Here is a 15,158-nt window from a genome sequence, read left to right on the forward strand (position 1 = left end):
GGGCCGCCCTTTTGCTATGCCAAGTGGGAAGAGGGGCCTACTTCGGCTGGTATTCCACCACCGGCGCCACCTTGCGCGCGGCCTTGCCGATGCCCCGGCGCAGGGTGACCTTGGTGTGGCCGGCCTTCCATTCGGCGCTGGCCGATTCGGCGTCCTTCTGGCGGCCGGCGGGGGCGCCTAGCTGCTTCACCAACTGCGCGTCGACACCGTCACTGCACTCCTTGGATGCTTCCAGGCCGTACAGGGTGACGCGACGCAGCGCGTTCTTCTTCATCTCGAAGTCCACGGCGTAGGCGCAGCCGCCGAGGCGCACGCTTTCCAGGCCGAACAGGTAGCGGACATGTGCGCCGTTCCCCATTTCGAACTCCCGCGCCTTGGGATAGGCGGCTAGGATCTGCTTGTGGGTCATGCCCCAGGTGACCTGGCCCCAGCCGTTCAGGTCCTTGGCCTTGGCCGGCGGCTTCTTGGCCGCCTCGTGCTTACCCGTTTCATGCTTGGGGGCGGCCGCCAGCGCCGTGCCCGCGGCGGCGCTGCAAGCCAGGGCCGCCAGCAGGCCAAGGCCCAGGCGGGAAATGCGATGGTTCATGGGTGTTGTTCTTCGTACCAGGAGGAATGCCCCAAGATCGGGAAGACCCGAATCGGAAAGGTGACGAACCGGCGGGCGCTCAGCCCAGCGCCTCCAGCTCATCGATGAAGCCCTTCAGCATGCCCAGGCCCCTGTGCCAGAAGGCGGGTTCGGTGGCGTCCAGGCTGAAGGGCGCCAGCAGTTCCTTATGCCGCTTGGTGCCGCCGGCCGCCAGCATCTCCAGATAGCGGCGCGCGAAGGCCTCGGACCCGTTGTGGGCCGACGCTTCCTCGAACGCGGCGTAGAGGCTGTTCACCAGGCAGTCGCCGAAAGCGTAGGCGTAGACGTAGAAGGGCGAGTGGATGAAGTGCGGGATGTACGACCAATAGGTGGCATAGCCCGCGTCGAATCGCAGTGCCGGCCCCAGGCTTTCCGTCTGCACCGCCTGCCAGATTTCGCCCAGCCGCTCTTCCGACAGTTCGCCCTGGCGCCGCTCGCTGTGGACGCGGCGCTCGAAATCATAGAACGCCGTCTGGCGCACCACGGTGTTCAGCATGTCCTCCACCTTGCCGGCCAGCAGGGCGCGGCGGCGGGCGGGGTCGGTCTCGGCGGCCAGCAGGCCCCGGAAGGTCAGCATCTCCCCGAACACGCTGGCCGTCTCCGCCAGGGTCAGGGGCGTGTCGGATTGCAGATGGCCCTGGCCGCCGGCCAGCACCTGGTGCACGCCGTGGCCCAGCTCATGGGCCAGCGTCATGACGTCCCGCGTCCTGCCCATGTAGTTGACCAGCAGATAGGGATGGGCGCTGGGCACCGTGGGGTGGGCGAAGGCGCCGGGGTTCTTCCCCGGCCGCACCGGGGCGTCGATCCAGGCGTTATCGAAGAAGCGGCGGCCCACGCCAGCCAGGTCGGGGCTGAAGCGCGCGTAGGAGGACAGCACGATTTCCCGCGCCTCCTCCCAGGGGATGGTGCGCTCCGCGACGTCGGGCAGGGGGGCGTTGCGATCCCAGTAGTCCAGGGTGTCGCCGCCGAACCACTTGGCCTTCAGTTTGTAATAGCGGTGCGACAGGGCGGGGTAGCTGTCCTTGACCGCACCCACCAGCGCCTCCACCACCGCGTCCTCGACGCGGTTGGACAGGTTGCGCGACGACCAGGGCTGGTCATAGCGGCGCCACTTGTCCTCGATCTCCTTATCCTTGGCGAGCGTGTTGGTAATCAGCGCGAACAGCTTGATGTTGCGGCCCAGCACGGCGCCGATTTCGATGGCCGCCGCCTCGCGCGTGGCGGCTTCCGGCGCCGACAGGAGGTTCAGGGCCTCTGCCGAGGTCAGATCCTGGCCATCGATACGGAAGCGTAACGACGCCATGGTCTCGTCGAACAGGCGGGTCCAGGCATTGCGGCCCACCACCGCCTTCTCATGCAGGAAGCGCTCCAGCTCATCCGACAGCTGGTGGGCGCGGAAGATGCGCACGTCGCGCAGCCAGGCAGCGTAGCGCCGCAACTCCGGCGCCTTCAGCTTGGCGTCGATGTCCTTGTCGGACAGCTGGTTCAGCTCCAGCGTGAAGAACAGCAGGTGGACCGAGACGGCGGTCACCTTCTCCTGCATGGATTGGTAGAAACGGGCGATGGCGCCATCGCTCTGGTCGCCGGCGTAGAGCAGGCCGGCGTAGCTCATGATCCGCGTCAGCGTCTCATCCAGCGCCTCGTACGTGGCGACGGCCTGGCCCAGCTCCTTGCCCGACAGGCCGGGCAGCTTGCCCGAATAGCGGCCATGGAAGGCCTGGGCTTCGCGCTCCACCCGCTCCAGATCCGCCCGCAGCCGGGGGCTGTCCGGTCCGCTGTACAGGTCGGACAGGTCCCAGTTGGGCAGGGGCCCGAGGTCGATGGTGGTTTCAGCGGTTGCGGTCATGTCCGGTCTCTCATCAGCGAGCGGGTCGGACATGACTATAGCGGATCGACCCCTCAGCTGCGCCAGCGCAGGACGGTGTCGCGCACGGGATTTTCGAAGGGGCGCTTCTCCTCCCGGGCGCGGCGGAACTCATTCTTCAGCTGGTAATACCAACGCGCCTGGGTGTCGGCGTCCTTGATCAGCATCAGGGTCGGGTCGTGGCGCAGGCCCTGCTGCTGCATCACCACCACGTCGCGGTCCTGGCCCAGGAAACGCTCCGCGATGGGGCGCAGCACCGGCTTCAGCAGGTTGGCCCAGGGCAGGGTCCAGTAGAACAGGTTGGTGATGCGGGTGTTGCCCTCATCCACCGGCGTCACCGCCGTCAGGTTCCAGACGGTGTGCTTGCCGGTGGAGATGGTCTCCGTCCGGATGCCGGGCAGGCGGAAGGAAATCTCCGTCTCCGGCACGCCGCCCAGGATGGTGTAGGCGCGCGAGTTGCTGGACGGCCGGTGCTTCTTCATGACGAAGCCGTAGGGGCCGGGGCCGAAGGCCTTCTCCTTGGCGTGGATGGACTTGGTGGAGCGCCAGAACCAGGACTGGTGGACGAAGGGGCCGTGGGCCGGGTCCATCAGGCCCACCACCGCGTGGTCCAGGTGGCAGGGGAAGTCCATGGACATGACCATGTCCGGCTGCTTGTCGGCGGGCAGGCCCGGCGGCTGGGGCGGTTCCTGGTCGGGCTCACCGGCGCCCATCCAGATCCAGACGTTGCCGCTGATCTCCCGCACCGGATAGTTGCGCACGCGGATGCGGTTCAGGTCGAACTCCTGCCCCTCCACCAGTGAGGGGATGTCGGTGCACTTGCCTTCCCGGTCGAAGCGCCAGCCGTGGTAGCAGCACTCCACCTCCTTGCCGTCGAACCGGCCGCAGGACAGCGGAATGCCGCGGTGGGGGCAGATGTCGCGCAGGGCGAAGACGGCGCCCTCCTTGGTGCGGCCGAACAGTACCGGCTGGCCCAGCAGGGTCTGCGCCCGCATGGCACCCACGGCCAGGGTGCGGCCGGGCATGGCGTAGTACCAGATGTCGTTCAGGAAAAAGTTCGGCTCGGCCAAGGCGTCGTCACCAGGTCAGGGGGAAGAATCAGGGGCCGCACTTTACATCGCCGCCGATTGGCGGCCAATGAGGCAGGTCAAGCGGCGGCGGTGTCGCCCCCGCCGCCCGCGACCCCGGGGACGGGAGGCAGGGACCGGGCGACCTCCGCCACCCGGCGGCGCAGCCAGGCGTGGGCCGGATGGCTGTCCAGGCGGCGGTGCCAGACCATGGACAGGCGCATGCCGCCCGCTGGCTTGTCACCCACCGGCATGTCCGCAGGCGGGGGCAGCACCGCCAGGCCGAAGGAGTCGGCCAGCGGGTGGGCCACGCGTGCCGGCATGGTGCAGACCAGGTCGCTGTCGCGCAGCATGGGGGCGGCCGCCAGCAGGTGGGACGCCACCACCGCCAGGGTGCGCTGCCGGCCCACCGTTTCCAGCATGCGGTCCACCGCCCCCACCTTGGACGCGGTGGCCGAGACCAGCAGGTGGGGATAGGCGAGGTAGGTCTCCAGGGTCCAGGGGGAATCCAGGGCTGGGTGACCCGGACGCATCAGCACCGCCAGGCCGTCGCGCACCAGCATCTGCCGCGTCATGTGGGCGGGCGGGTTGGGCAACATGCCCAGCGCCAGGTCCAGCAGGCCCGATTCCAGCCCGGGCAGGGCGTTGTCCTTGTCCGCGTGGCGCAGCACCAGGGACAGGCCCGGCGCCTCTGCCCGCAGGGCTGAGACCAGGGGCGGGCCCAGCACGAACTCGGCGTGGTCGGACAGGCCCACGGTGATCGCGTCCCGCGCCTCGCACGGCAGGAAGGGCTGGCGGGCGGCCAGGGCGGCCCGTACCTGGTCCAGGGCGCCTTGCAGCGGGCGGGCCATGGTGTCGGCCACGGCGGTGGGCACCATGCCGGTGGGGGTGCGCACGAACAGGTCGTCGCCCATGTGCTGGCGCAGGCGGGCCAGCGCGTTGCTGACGGCGGACTGCGACAGGCCCAGCGCCCGGCCGGCCCGCGTCACCTGCCGTTCCCGGTACAGCGCGTCGAAGACGTGCAGCAGGTTCAGGTCGATCTGGCTGATGTCCATGGATGGCCCCCTTCGCAACTGACCATCACTATGGTGAATGGTGATGTTGATAACCAGTGATTTGGCAAATGGTGTCGATGGGGCCATGTTGGAAGGGTCACCCTTCCGAATCCAAGGCTTCACCCATGTCGTCCACCGCCGCCCTCCCGTCCGTTCCCGCCGCCGCCGCGGTGAAGCGCCAGCCGGTCTATTTCATCTCCCACGGCTCCCCCATGCTGGCGTTGCAGGACAGTGACGCGCGGCGCTTCCTGCAGACCCTGGGGCGCGACATCCGGGCGGCGGGTGTCCCCCGCGCCATCCTGGTGCTTTCGGCGCATTGGGAGACGGTGGCACCGACGGCTTCCCTGGCTGACCAGCCGGAGACCATCCACGATTTCGGCGGCTTTCCCCGCGCCCTGTTCGAGATGCGCTACCCCGCCCCCGGCGCGCCCGAGGTGGCGCGGGCGGCCCTGGCGGCCCTCGCCACCGCCGGTATCACGGTCACGGGCGGGGAAGCGCGCGGCCTGGACCACGGCGCCTGGGTCCCCTTGATCCTGATGTTCCCGGAGGCCGACATTCCGGTCGCCCAGCTGTCCATTCAGCCGCATCTGGGACCCGCCCACCACCGCCGCTTGGGCGAGGCGCTGCGGCCGCTACGCGACCAGGGGGTGCTGATCATCGCCTCGGGCTCGCTGACCCACAATCTGCGTGACCTGGCGTGGGAGGGCACGGATGAGGTGGCGCCCTGGGCCGCCGCCTTCCAATCCTGGATCCATGACAAGGTCAGCGGCGCCGACGTCGCGGCCCTGGACGACTACCGCGCCCGCGCGCCCTTCGCCCGCCAGAACCACCCGCGCGACGAGCACCTGCTGCCCCTGTTCGCCGCCGTGGGCGCCTCCAGCCCCGGCCAGCCCGGCCGCCGCCTGCACGCCAGCGTGCAGCTGGGCGCCCTGGCCATGGACGCCTACCGGTTCGATTGACAAGTTTGTATATCCGGCGGATATCCTTTGGCCTGGAAGAAGCCAGGAGGCTGTCATGCAGGTTCAGATTTCACGGTGGGGCAACAGCCTGGGCCTGCGGGTTCCCAAGGATATCGCTGCTGAAGTGGGTCTGACCGAAGGCGACCGCGTGGAGGTGGTGGCCGAGCATGGCCGAATCGTCATCTCGCCGACCCGTCCGCGTTACCAGCTGGCTGATCTACTGGTGGGCATGACTCCCGACGCTATGGGGACCGCCTTCGACTGGGGCGACGATGTCGGCCGCGAGGTGATCGAGTGACTGAATACCGGCCTGAGGCCGGAGATCTCATCTGGACGGATTTTGATCCCAGGTTGGGGCGGGAACAGGGCGGCCGCCGACCGGCCGTGGTGATATCGCCGGCGGTGTTCTGGGACGCCAGCCGCTTCGCCATCGTCTGTCCCATCACCAGCAAGGTTCGCCCCTTCGGAACCAGCGTGGTGCTGCCGGAGGGGCTGCCGATCACGGGCGAAATACTGACCAGCCACGTACGCAGTATAGATACTTTGGCCCGGCTCATCCGGCCCATCGGGGCTGCGGTTCCGTTGGATGTGCTGGTGGACTTGAGGGCGAAGTTGGGGGCTCTGATCGGGCTCGAGGGCTGAAGAAAAAGGCCGGGCGCCCGTGGCGGCCCGGCCTTGATCCTGACGGCGGCAAGGCTCTCGCGAGCCCCGCAGCTCACTCCATGCCCAGCGCGGCCTTGTAGAGCTCCAGCAGGGCGTCCTGCTCCTGCCGGTCGTTCTTCTCCATCTTCCGCAGGCGGATGATCTGGCGGAGGATCTTGGTATCGAACCCCGTGCCCTTGGCTTCGGCGTAGATGTCCTTGATGTCGTCCGCGATGCCCTTCTTGTCTTCTTCCAGGCGTTCGATACGCTCGATGATGGAGCGCAGGCGGTCGCCGGCGATGCCGCCAACATCCGTCGCAACAGGGGCGTCCGACATGGGGAATGCCTCTTCGTTCTAAGTGGGTGGTCTGAATGGTGAGGGCGCGACCTTACCCGCGCCGGTGCGCGTGGGCAAGGGCCGGCAGGGGCCGCTCAGTCCTTCGGCTTGCTCTGCTCGAACGCCGCCTTCTGCTCCGCCGAGGCCTCGCGCTGGTGCAGGCGTTTGAAGTCCTCGTAAGGCATGCCGTAGACGATCTCGCGCGCGGCCTCATAGTCCAGGGCCACGCCCTTTTCCTCGGCGGCGGCGCGGTACCATTTGGACAGGCAGTTGCGGCAGAATCCGGCCAGGTTCATCAGGTCGATGTTCTGGACGTCGGTGCGCTCACGCAAATGCGCCACCAGCCGGCGGAAGGCGGCGGCCTCAAGCTCCACCCGGGTGGCGTCGTCGATCTCGGGAACCATGGAATATCCTTGTGAAGGGGGACGGCCGGTTCAAGTGCCGGCCAGCACGTGGTGTATATCGGGGCGGCCGATCAGCTGTCCAAGGGCTTGCGCCAGCAGGGCGGACCAGTGCTCTACCCCCTCTGCGTCGCCGATCAGATCCTGCCGGATTTCGATCAGCACGCCGGGCAGGCCCGGGCGGGTGGAATGGGTCTTCAGGGTATAGCCGTGGCCGTCGCGCCCTGAGTAGGGAACATTGTCGCCCACCACCACGCCTGGCAGGGCCCGCAGCAGGTCCAACAAGGGCAGGGGCAGGCGGCCGTCCTGGTCCCACAGCACGCCCAGGTGCCAGGGGCGCTGGAAGCCGTTCATGACCGGCGTGAAGCTGTGGACGGAGATGATGGCCGGGACCTGGCCCGCCGCGCGCTTGGCATCGACGCACGTCGCGACGGCGGCGTGGTAGGGGTGGAACAGGGCGTCCAGCCGCGCCTGGCGGTCGGCATCGGTCAGGGCCTGGTTGGCCAGGATGGGGGTGCCGTCGCTGACCGCCGGCATCAGCGTGGCGCTGTCCAGCGGGCGGTTCAAATCCACCACCAGGCGGGAATATCCAGCGATGACCGCCGGCGCGTCCAGCCGCCGGGCCAGCGCGCGAGTCACCGCCTCCGCCCCGATGTCCCAGGCGATGTGCCGCTCCATGTCGGCGGCTGGAACGCCCAGGGTGCCCAGGCGGGCGGGCACGCGGCGTGCGGCATGTTCGCACAGCAGCACCACGGGGGCGGGCCCTTGGGGATTCACCACCGTGACGGCGGATGGCTCGTCAGGGGCGAGCAAGGCGGTGGGAGAGGCAAGCGTGTCCAAGGGGCGGCCTATCGCAGGGAATATGCCTTGGCAGGATAGCTGGCCCAGTCGGGGATGGAAGGCCCCGCCGGGCATTCCTGCACCGCTGATGTCGAAACGATGAATGGCCGGCTTGCAAGCCGCCCGAATTACCGGGAAAATAGCAATGGGTGCATGCGAGACATCGCTTTCGGCGTCTTCCCCGTGCATACTTCATCGACGTGCAGCTTTCCCGCGTTGGGGACCCGGGTGGCGCACGTTTCCTTTGAAATGACCGCGACTGTTCCAGGTGCTGGACGGGCGCTGCCGAAGCCCTTGGGCGAGGATAGAATTGGGCGGCATGTACCGGTCGAGCATACGCACACCCCCCCTTGATGCCCCGACGCCGGTGATCCGGGCTGGGGAGGCCGACGACGCCGAGGCCATTCGGCAGGTCCATATCCGCTCCGTCCATGCTTTCTGCGCCGGACATTACTCGCCAGAACAACTCATCGCCCTTCTGGGCGGCCGTGATGCCGCAGACTACCGCGCCGCCATGACGGAGTGGGGGGAGCACGTGCTGGTGGCGGAGCAGGCGGGCCGCGTGGTCGGCTTCTCCGCGCTCTACAGCGCCGAGGTGCGGGCCGTCTATGTCGATCCCGTGGCCGCCAAGGGCACCGGCCGCCGCCTGCTGGAAGAGATCGAAACCCTGGCGCGCGACCGGGGCGCCGGCGCCCTCTGCCTCACCTCATCCATGAACGCAGTGGGGTTTTATGAAGCCATGGGCTATCAGCGCCAAGGCCCCCGGCTGATGACCATGGGCTGCGGCACCCAGCTGGCCGCGTGGGGCATGCGCAAGGCGCTCGGCCGTTAGGCGGCGGAAGACTTTTCCAATCCCGTGACCTGGCGATAGCTTGGGGGCAAGGTTCCTCCAACGCCGGATGCATGCCCGTGGCCCCCTCCGACATCACTGTTCAGCATTTCTTCGGCCGCGATGGCCAGCGCCTGGCCTACCGCGAACTGGGTCAAGGCCGGCCGCTGGTGCTGATCCATGGCTATTTCTCCACCGCCACGGTCAACTGGCTGAAATACGGTCACGCCGCCCGCATCGCGGAGCGCGGCTACCGTGTCATCATGCCGGACCTGCGGGCCCACGGTGACAGCGCCAAGCCGCATGAGATCTCGGCCTACCCGCCTGACGTGCTGGCCGACGACGGTCTGGCGCTGGTGGAGCATCTGGGCCTGACCGACTATGACCTGGGCGGCTATTCCCTGGGCGGGCGCACCACCATGCGCATGCTGGCGCGCGGCGCCACCCCGGCCCGGGCCATCTGCGCCGGCATGGGCCTGGCCGGCCTGACCCACACCGCCGGCCGGGGGGAGCATTTCCGCCGCATCCTGACCAACCTGGGCACCTTCGAGCGCGGCACGCCGGAATGGATGGCGGAGGCCTTCCTGAAGACGGTCGGTGGCGACCCCGTCGCCCTGCTGAACATCCTAGAGACCTTCGTCGACACCCCGCCGGGCGTGCTGGCCGGCCTGGACCTGCCCATCCTCGTCACCGCCGGCGCCCAGGACCAGGACAACGGCTCCGCGTCCGACTTGGTCGCGGCCCTGCCCAACGCCCGCTACGTCGAAATCCCCGGCGACCATATGAGCGCCGTGACCAAGCCCGACCTGGGCCGGGCCATCGCAGATTTCCTGGCGGGCTGAGTTTACGGGTAGCGTACAATCATGAACCCTTCCGCCTCATCTGGTGGGACGAAGTAGCGGGTGATGGCGTCGAACTCCGCGTCGGTGGCGGCGAAGTCGTGGCCGCCAGCGGCGTTGCGGGCGCGCAGGCGCTGGCGGCAGACCTCATCGGGCACCTCCAGGTAATGCAAGGTGTGGGCGGCGCCCGCCTCATCGAACAGGCCGCGCATCCATAGGCGCAAGCCGGGCGTGTTGGCGGGGAAGTCCAGCACCACCGACAGCCCGGCCCGCAGCAAGGCCACGGTGTGCGGGCCCACGACCTGACGCAAGCGGGCGCTGAGCCGGATGTAGTCGGCGACGCTGGCCAGTTCCTCTGGATACAAGCGTGCCAGCCAGTGGTCCTCGCTCAGCAGGATGGTGCCGGGCGCCGCCGCCAGGGCCGCGGTGAGCGTGGACTTGCCGGCGGCGATCTTGCCGCACACCAGGTGCAGCATGGGGGTGGGGGATGTCATGGGATGATGTCCTTGGGAACCGCGAAGGATGGGGCGAACGCCAACGGCCCGGCCTGAGGATCAGGCCGGGGTGGTAATTCGCTTCATGCGCGTGCGGACCAGGACCATCCGCCTTATCCCGCCGCCGCCAGGCGGGCACTGCCCCGCGGGCGGGCGTTGCGCCCGGCGGGAGAGGCGTCGGTCACTTGCCACGGCCGCTGGGCGCCCAGCGACTCCGCCACGGCGAGGCCGGCGGACAGGCCGTCCTCATGAAAGCCATAGCCGCAATAGGCGCCGCAGAACCAGGTGCGGCGGATCCCCTGGATCAGGCCCAGTTCCTGCTGCGCCGTCACGGCGGCCAGGTCGAACAGCGGGTGGTCGTAGATGAACTCCCGCACCTTCAGCGACGGACGCGGTTCGGTGATGGGGTTCAGGGTGACGAACAGGGGCACGCGCTTGTCCAGCCCCTGCAGCAAATTCATCCAATAGGTGACGGACACCTTGGCGTCGCGGTCCCGGGTGGAATGGGCGCTGTAGTTCCAGCTGGACCAGGCCTTGGCGCGCCGTGGCATCAGCAGCGGGTCGCGGTGCAGCACTGCCCGGTTCATCTGGTAGCGGAAGGCGCCCAGGATGCGCCGCTCCTCCTCCGACGGATCCAGCAGCATGGCCAGGGCCTGGTCGGCGTGGGTTGCCAGCACGACGTGGTCATAGCTGCCGCTCCACCCCTGGGAATCCTGGATGTGCACGGCGGTGCCGGAACGCCGCAGGGCGACGATGGCCCGGCCGGTGTGCAGCCGGCCTTCCAGCGACCGGGTCAGGCGGGTGACATAGGCGCGGCTGCCGCCCGTGACCGTGCGCCACTGCGGCCGTTCCTTCAGCTTCAGCAGGCCGTGGTTGCAGAAGAAGCGCACGAAGCTTTGCACCGGGAAGGACAGCATCTCCCCGATGGTGGAGGACCAGATGGCGGCACCCATGGGCAGCAGGTGGTCGTAGATGAAGCGATGGCCATAGCGTTGTGCCACCAGGTATTCGCCCAGCGTCATGGCGGCGGCCGAGGGCTGGTCCAGCAGCGCCGGGGCCGTCTTGTAGAAGCGCAGGATGTCGCGCAGCATCAGGTGATAGGTGGGCGACAGCAGGTTGCGCTTTTGCGCGAACATGCCGGCCAGGTTCGTGCCGGAATATTCCAGCTTGCCCCGGTCCAGGGTGACGGCGAAGGACATATCGGACGCCTGGGTGGGCACGTCCAGATGCTCGAACAAGGCCACGAGGTTTGGATATGTCGCGGCATTGTAGACGATGAAGCCGGTGTCCACAGGCATGGGATGGGCGCCGCGGCCGGGCACGTCCACCGTGTTGGAGTGGCCGCCCAGATAGCTGTTCTGCTCGAACAGGGTCACGTCATGGCCCTGCCGCGCCAACAGCCAGGCGCAGCTCATGCCCGTGATGCCGGCGCCGATGACGGCGATCTTCATACCCGCGCTCCCGCTGCCCGCGTCGTTCGCGGGTCCCTGGTCATCCATCTGATCTCGCATCGGCATTTAACCCCAGAGGTCAATCGTTGTCGTCCCTGATCGCCGCGAAGGCGTCCAGCGCCCGCTGCCGCGCCGCCTTGTGCTCCACCACGGGGTAGGGATAGTCGTGGCCGAGGCGCACGCCCGCCGCCCGCAGGGTGATGGGATCGGCGGTCCAGGGCTGGTGCAGCACGTGGTCGGGCAGGCCCGCCAGCTCGGGCACCCAGCGGCGCACATAGTCTCCCGTGGCGTCGAACTTCTCCCCCTGCAGCACCGGGTTGAACACGCGGAAATAGGGGGCGGCGTCGGCGCCGCAGCCGGCGATCCATTGCCAGCCGGCGGCGTTGTTGGCCAGGTCCGCGTCCACCAGCGTGTCCCAGAACCAGGCCTGGCCGGCCGTCCAGGGCAGCAGCAGGTGCTTCACCAGAAAGGACCCGACCACCATGCGCACCCGGTTGTGCATCCAGCCGGTGGCCCACAGTTCGCGCATCCCGGCGTCGACGATGGGGTAGCCCGTGAGGCCGCGTTGCCACGCCGCCAGATGGCCGGCGTTGTCATCCCAGGTGAAGGCCTCGAACTTCGGATTCAAGGGACGCTCAGGCAGGAAGGGGAAGTGGTAGAGCAGATGGTGGCAGAACTCGCGCCACCCCAGTTCGCGCAAGAACGAGTCCACGCCGTCATTACCCTGGGTCTTGGCCTGGGCCTGGGCCGCTGCCCAGATCTGGCGGGGGGAAATCTCCCCGTGGTGCAGATGGGGGGACAGGCGGGACGTCAGCGGCTGCGCCGGGTAGTCGCGTCCCTCCGGGTAGCGTGCCACGGCGCGGGCCAGGAAATCCGCCAGACGCTGTTGCGCGCCCGCCTCGCCGGGTGTCCAGCTGTCGCGCAGGCCCCCCGCCCAGTCCGGCTTGGTCGGAAGTAGGCCCCAGTCTGCCAGCCGGTCGCTGTCCGGTGGCGTGGGCAGGGTGGTCAGATGCCGGGGCGCGGGCTCGGGCTGCCCCGGGTCCAATCCCTCCCGCACAGCCTTCCAGAACGGGGTGAACACCTTGTAGGGGCCGCCCGTGCCGGTCTTCACCGTCCACGGTTCCGCCAGCAGAGCGGCATTGAAGCTGTCGACGGCGATGCCCTCGGCCTTCAGGTCGGCCTTCAGCATGCTGTCGCGGGCGATGGCGTGCGGCTCATAGCAGCGGTTCCACACCACGGCCTCCGCCCCCGTCTCGCGTACCAGGGCGCGCAGCGCCACGTCCGGCCGGCCCCGTCGCAGGATGAGGGGGCAGCCCAGGCCGGCCAGCGCCCCGGACAGGGCCGCCAGGCTGTGGTGCAGCCACCAGCGCGAGGCGCCCCCCGGCGCCCACGGTCCCGGGGTGTGGTCGTCCAGGATGTAGGCCGGGACCACCGGCCTGCCGGATTGGGCGGCATGGCCCAGCGCGGGGTTGTCGGCCAGGCGCAGATCCTGACGGAACCAGACGATGACGGGCGACTTCGGGACGGCGGACATCAGGCGAACCCTAGCATTTCTGCAGATGACAGGCATGCGCCGGCGGCCCGGCGTGGTGTGAGCGCTACAATAGCGGGCAAGAAAAAAGGCGGCATTCGGGGACAGCCGTGGGGCTGGCGCGGGTTTTGACAGGATGTTGGACGGAACGCCGCAGGACGAACCGCATATGACGTAAGATACGTACCCGTCCATCCGGTGGATCACCCCCGGCGAAATCTATTCCCCACCCTATACTGATGTATTGGCGTGCTTGTTTTTCCCAGAAGGGATCCTATTTGAAACAGTGTCCGCTCGATGATCCAGTGTACCGGTTCCCCCATCCCGGCCTGGCTGCGCACCCCCCAAAGCGCGTTCAGCGGACGACCTAAGGGCGGCCCGGGTCCCCCCATCCCCGGGCCGCCCGTTTCCTTTTTGGGGCCCCGTCAATATGTGCCGGTATCCGCCAGGTCGGCTCCCAGGATATGGGTCGAATGGAAGGCGTAGCCGCGATCCCGGTGCAGCAGCACGATGCTGAAGGCACCGGGAAACAGGCGGCGCAACGCCGCCTCGCGCACGTCCAGCCCGCCGGTGTAGGCGCCGAAGGCTGGCAGCACCAGGCGGTGGCCGTCGGTGACGAAGCAACGTCCTCCCACCCGCCGCGCCCGGGTGGGGACGCTGGCCTTGGGATGGTAATGGCCTGAGATTTCACCGGCCGCCGTGACATCCTGGGCCTCGTGCCGGAACACCAGGGGCCCTTCCACCCAGTCGTCCACCACTTGACCGCCCCAGTCCGGCGGCGGGGCCGGGTCGTGGTTGCCCACCACCCACAGCCACTCATGGGCCTGGATCAGCGCCGCCAGGCGCCGCCCGTCGTCGGCCGAGACGCGGGCGCCCGCGCGCCGGTCGTGAAAGCTGTCACCCAGGCACAGCACGCGCCGCGGCGCCAAGCGGCGGCAGACCGCCTCCAGCCGGGCTAGCGTTGCGGCGGTGTCATAGGGGGGCAACAGGGTGCCGCGGCCGGCGAAGGCCGTGCCCTTTTCCAGGTGCAGGTCGGCCACCACCAGCAAGCCCCGGTCCGGCCAGAACAGGGCACCGCTAGCGTCGGCCAGCACCACGGCGCCATTCAAGGTCAGGCTGGTCTGGTCGCCGGTGCTGCCGGTGCCGAAACGGGCGTTCATGCGTAAAAGGTCCCCAACTGGTCAGGCCCGCGCTGCGTCCCGGTAATCCCCGGGGGCGGCATTGTAGTGGCGTTTGAAGGCGCGGCTGAACGCGCTTTCCGATTCATAGCCCACGCGGGCCGCCGTTTCAGCCAGCGACAGCCCCTCGGCCACCAGGTGGCGCACGGCCAGCGTCATGCGCACCTGGGCCAGGAAGGCCAGGGGGGCGGGGGCACCGGCGGCACGGAAGGCGCGCACCAGGCTGGCGCGGGACAAATGGGCCTGGTCCGCCAAGTCATCCAGGGTCCAAGGCCGAGCGGGATCCCCCACCAGGGCGGCCACCACGCGGGCCGTCGCCGGTCGAGCCAGCAATCCCGCCACCTCCATGCCCTCACCGTGATCCTCCAGATGTCCGCGCAAGATCATGGTGAACAGCGCGCGGGCCAGGTCGGTGGCGATGGCACGGGCGCCGGGGCGTGGGGCGGCCACCTCGTCCCGGATGGTTTCCACCAGCCGGGCCAGGCGCGGTCCGCCACCGCGCAGGCGCACCGCTTCCGGCAACAGGGCCAGCAGCGGGTTGTCGGCCACCCGTTCAAAGGCGAATCGCCCGCAGATCAGGTCCAGGGCCGGGGCCGGAGACGCCCCGCCGGACAGGTCGCTGGTCCGCCGCACCTCCACCACGCCGTTGTCGTGACGTTCCAGTCTTGTTGTGGCGTCGGCCGGCGCGCCGGCGGTGCGCACCGTGTGCCGCGCGCCGTGGGGCAACAACAGGACATCGCCATCGCTCATGTCCAGGGTCCGGTCCAGGTCGGGCAGCAGCACCTGGGCCTTGCCCGCCGTGACGATGTGGAAGGGCGCCAGACCGAAGGCTTCCCGCCCGTGCGGGGCCGACCAGCCGGGGCCGAACAGGCAGTGCTGCTCTACCTGCGGGCGCACCTGGATCAGGGGGGCCAGCGTGCTCAGCACATCGTTGCGATCGTCGTCCATCGACTTTGCTTCACCCAGCCAACGTTGATCCTGCCGGTCATGACCTTGATCCGCCCGGGCATTCAGCGGCGTGCGGCTCGGGGCTACCTTTCACTCAT

17 protein-coding genes are annotated in these 15,158 nt (G+C 68.7%); 5 read left to right on the plus strand and 12 right to left on the minus strand.

Annotated features, from left to right (window positions below; genetic code table 11):
* Nucleotides 1–37: 37 nt before the first annotated feature.
* The 4 genes from P5F91_RS11170 to P5F91_RS11185 all read right to left on the minus strand — a co-directional run bounded on the left by P5F91_RS11170 (nt 38) and on the right by P5F91_RS11185 (nt 4,611).
* Entirely contained in the window at nt 38–586 is a 549-nt protein-coding gene (locus P5F91_RS11170) for a hypothetical protein (RefSeq protein ID WP_277907207.1), read from the minus strand.
* Between the two features lie 79 nt (nt 587–665).
* Nucleotides 666–2,471, minus strand: coding sequence for a M3 family oligoendopeptidase (locus P5F91_RS11175; protein ID WP_277907209.1), 1,806 nt, complete (start codon nt 2,469–2,471; stop codon nt 666–668).
* A 53-nt stretch (nt 2,472–2,524) separates the two neighbouring features.
* Entirely contained in the window at nt 2,525–3,559 is a 1,035-nt protein-coding gene (locus P5F91_RS11180; RefSeq protein WP_211107255.1) for an aromatic ring-hydroxylating oxygenase subunit alpha, read from the minus strand.
* A gap of 77 nt (nt 3,560–3,636) precedes the next feature.
* Nucleotides 3,637–4,611 (minus strand): LysR family transcriptional regulator, encoded by a 975-nt coding sequence (locus tag P5F91_RS11185; RefSeq protein WP_186455032.1) that lies wholly within the window; start codon nt 4,609–4,611, stop codon nt 3,637–3,639.
* Nucleotides 4,612–4,736: 125 nt separating this feature from the next.
* Between P5F91_RS11185 and P5F91_RS11190 the strand changes: the two genes are divergently transcribed.
* The 3 genes from P5F91_RS11190 to P5F91_RS11200 are packed head-to-tail and all read left to right on the plus strand — an operon-like array spanning nt 4,737 to nt 6,212.
* Nucleotides 4,737–5,570 (plus strand): DODA-type extradiol aromatic ring-opening family dioxygenase, encoded by an 834-nt coding sequence (locus P5F91_RS11190; protein WP_145613813.1) that lies wholly within the window; start codon nt 4,737–4,739, stop codon nt 5,568–5,570.
* Between the two features lie 55 nt (nt 5,571–5,625).
* Nucleotides 5,626–5,868 (plus strand): AbrB/MazE/SpoVT family DNA-binding domain-containing protein, encoded by a 243-nt coding sequence (locus tag P5F91_RS11195; RefSeq protein ID WP_145613812.1) that lies wholly within the window; start codon nt 5,626–5,628, stop codon nt 5,866–5,868.
* On the plus strand, nt 5,865–6,212 hold the full coding sequence (locus tag P5F91_RS11200; protein ID WP_145613811.1) for a type II toxin-antitoxin system PemK/MazF family toxin: 348 nt from the start codon (nt 5,865–5,867) through the stop codon (nt 6,210–6,212). The genes P5F91_RS11195 and P5F91_RS11200 overlap by 4 nt, the downstream gene beginning before the upstream one ends.
* 73 nt (nt 6,213–6,285) lie before the next feature.
* On the opposite strand, the gene P5F91_RS11205 is transcribed toward P5F91_RS11200, so the two are convergent.
* The 3 genes from P5F91_RS11205 to P5F91_RS11215 form a co-directional block, all read right to left on the minus strand.
* Nucleotides 6,286–6,549 (minus strand): DUF2312 domain-containing protein, encoded by a 264-nt coding sequence (locus tag P5F91_RS11205; protein ID WP_145613810.1) that lies wholly within the window; start codon nt 6,547–6,549, stop codon nt 6,286–6,288.
* Nucleotides 6,550–6,644: 95 nt separating this feature from the next.
* Complete coding sequence (locus P5F91_RS11210) at nt 6,645–6,953, minus strand: DUF1244 domain-containing protein (RefSeq protein ID WP_145613809.1); 309 nt, start codon at nt 6,951–6,953, stop codon at nt 6,645–6,647.
* 30 nt (nt 6,954–6,983) lie between these two features.
* Nucleotides 6,984–7,790, minus strand: coding sequence for an N-formylglutamate amidohydrolase (locus P5F91_RS11215; RefSeq protein WP_246134635.1), 807 nt, complete (start codon nt 7,788–7,790; stop codon nt 6,984–6,986).
* A 319-nt stretch (nt 7,791–8,109) separates the two neighbouring features.
* Here P5F91_RS11215 and P5F91_RS11220 point away from each other — a divergent pair, with 319 nt between their 5' ends.
* The gene (locus tag P5F91_RS11220) at nt 8,110–8,622 is read left to right on the plus strand and encodes a GNAT family N-acetyltransferase (protein WP_145613807.1); all 513 of its coding nucleotides are present in this window, start codon (nt 8,110–8,112) and stop codon (nt 8,620–8,622) included.
* Between the two features lie 71 nt (nt 8,623–8,693).
* Nucleotides 8,694–9,461 (plus strand): alpha/beta fold hydrolase, encoded by a 768-nt coding sequence (locus P5F91_RS11225; RefSeq protein ID WP_145613806.1) that lies wholly within the window; start codon nt 8,694–8,696, stop codon nt 9,459–9,461.
* 2 nt (nt 9,462–9,463) lie between these two features.
* Here the strand turns inward: P5F91_RS11225 and P5F91_RS11230 are convergent, their stop codons facing one another.
* The 5 genes from P5F91_RS11230 to P5F91_RS11250 form a co-directional block, all read right to left on the minus strand.
* Nucleotides 9,464–9,952, minus strand: a complete 489-nt coding sequence (locus P5F91_RS11230; RefSeq protein WP_145613805.1) for a P-loop nucleotide/nucleoside kinase family protein — start codon at nt 9,950–9,952, stop codon at nt 9,464–9,466.
* Nucleotides 9,953–10,065: 113 nt separating this feature from the next.
* On the minus strand, nt 10,066–11,403 hold the full coding sequence (locus tag P5F91_RS11235; protein ID WP_277907210.1) for an NAD(P)/FAD-dependent oxidoreductase: 1,338 nt from the start codon (nt 11,401–11,403) through the stop codon (nt 10,066–10,068).
* Nucleotides 11,404–11,482: 79 nt separating this feature from the next.
* Complete coding sequence (locus P5F91_RS11240) at nt 11,483–12,937, minus strand: cryptochrome/photolyase family protein (RefSeq protein ID WP_277907211.1); 1,455 nt, start codon at nt 12,935–12,937, stop codon at nt 11,483–11,485.
* Nucleotides 12,938–13,359: 422 nt separating this feature from the next.
* A complete protein-coding gene (pdeM, locus tag P5F91_RS11245) occupies nt 13,360–14,094 on the minus strand; it encodes a ligase-associated DNA damage response endonuclease PdeM (RefSeq protein WP_145613802.1) in 735 nt (244 codons plus the stop codon).
* Nucleotides 14,095–14,115: 21 nt separating this feature from the next.
* Nucleotides 14,116–15,060: an AraC family transcriptional regulator gene (locus tag P5F91_RS11250; protein WP_277907212.1), complete on the minus strand. Its 945-nt coding sequence runs from the start codon at nt 15,058–15,060 to the stop codon at nt 14,116–14,118.
* Nucleotides 15,061–15,158: the final 98 nt, after the last annotated feature.

This window comes from Nitrospirillum amazonense (assembly GCF_029594735.1).
GTDB lineage: Bacteria > Pseudomonadota > Alphaproteobacteria > Azospirillales > Azospirillaceae > Nitrospirillum > Nitrospirillum amazonense.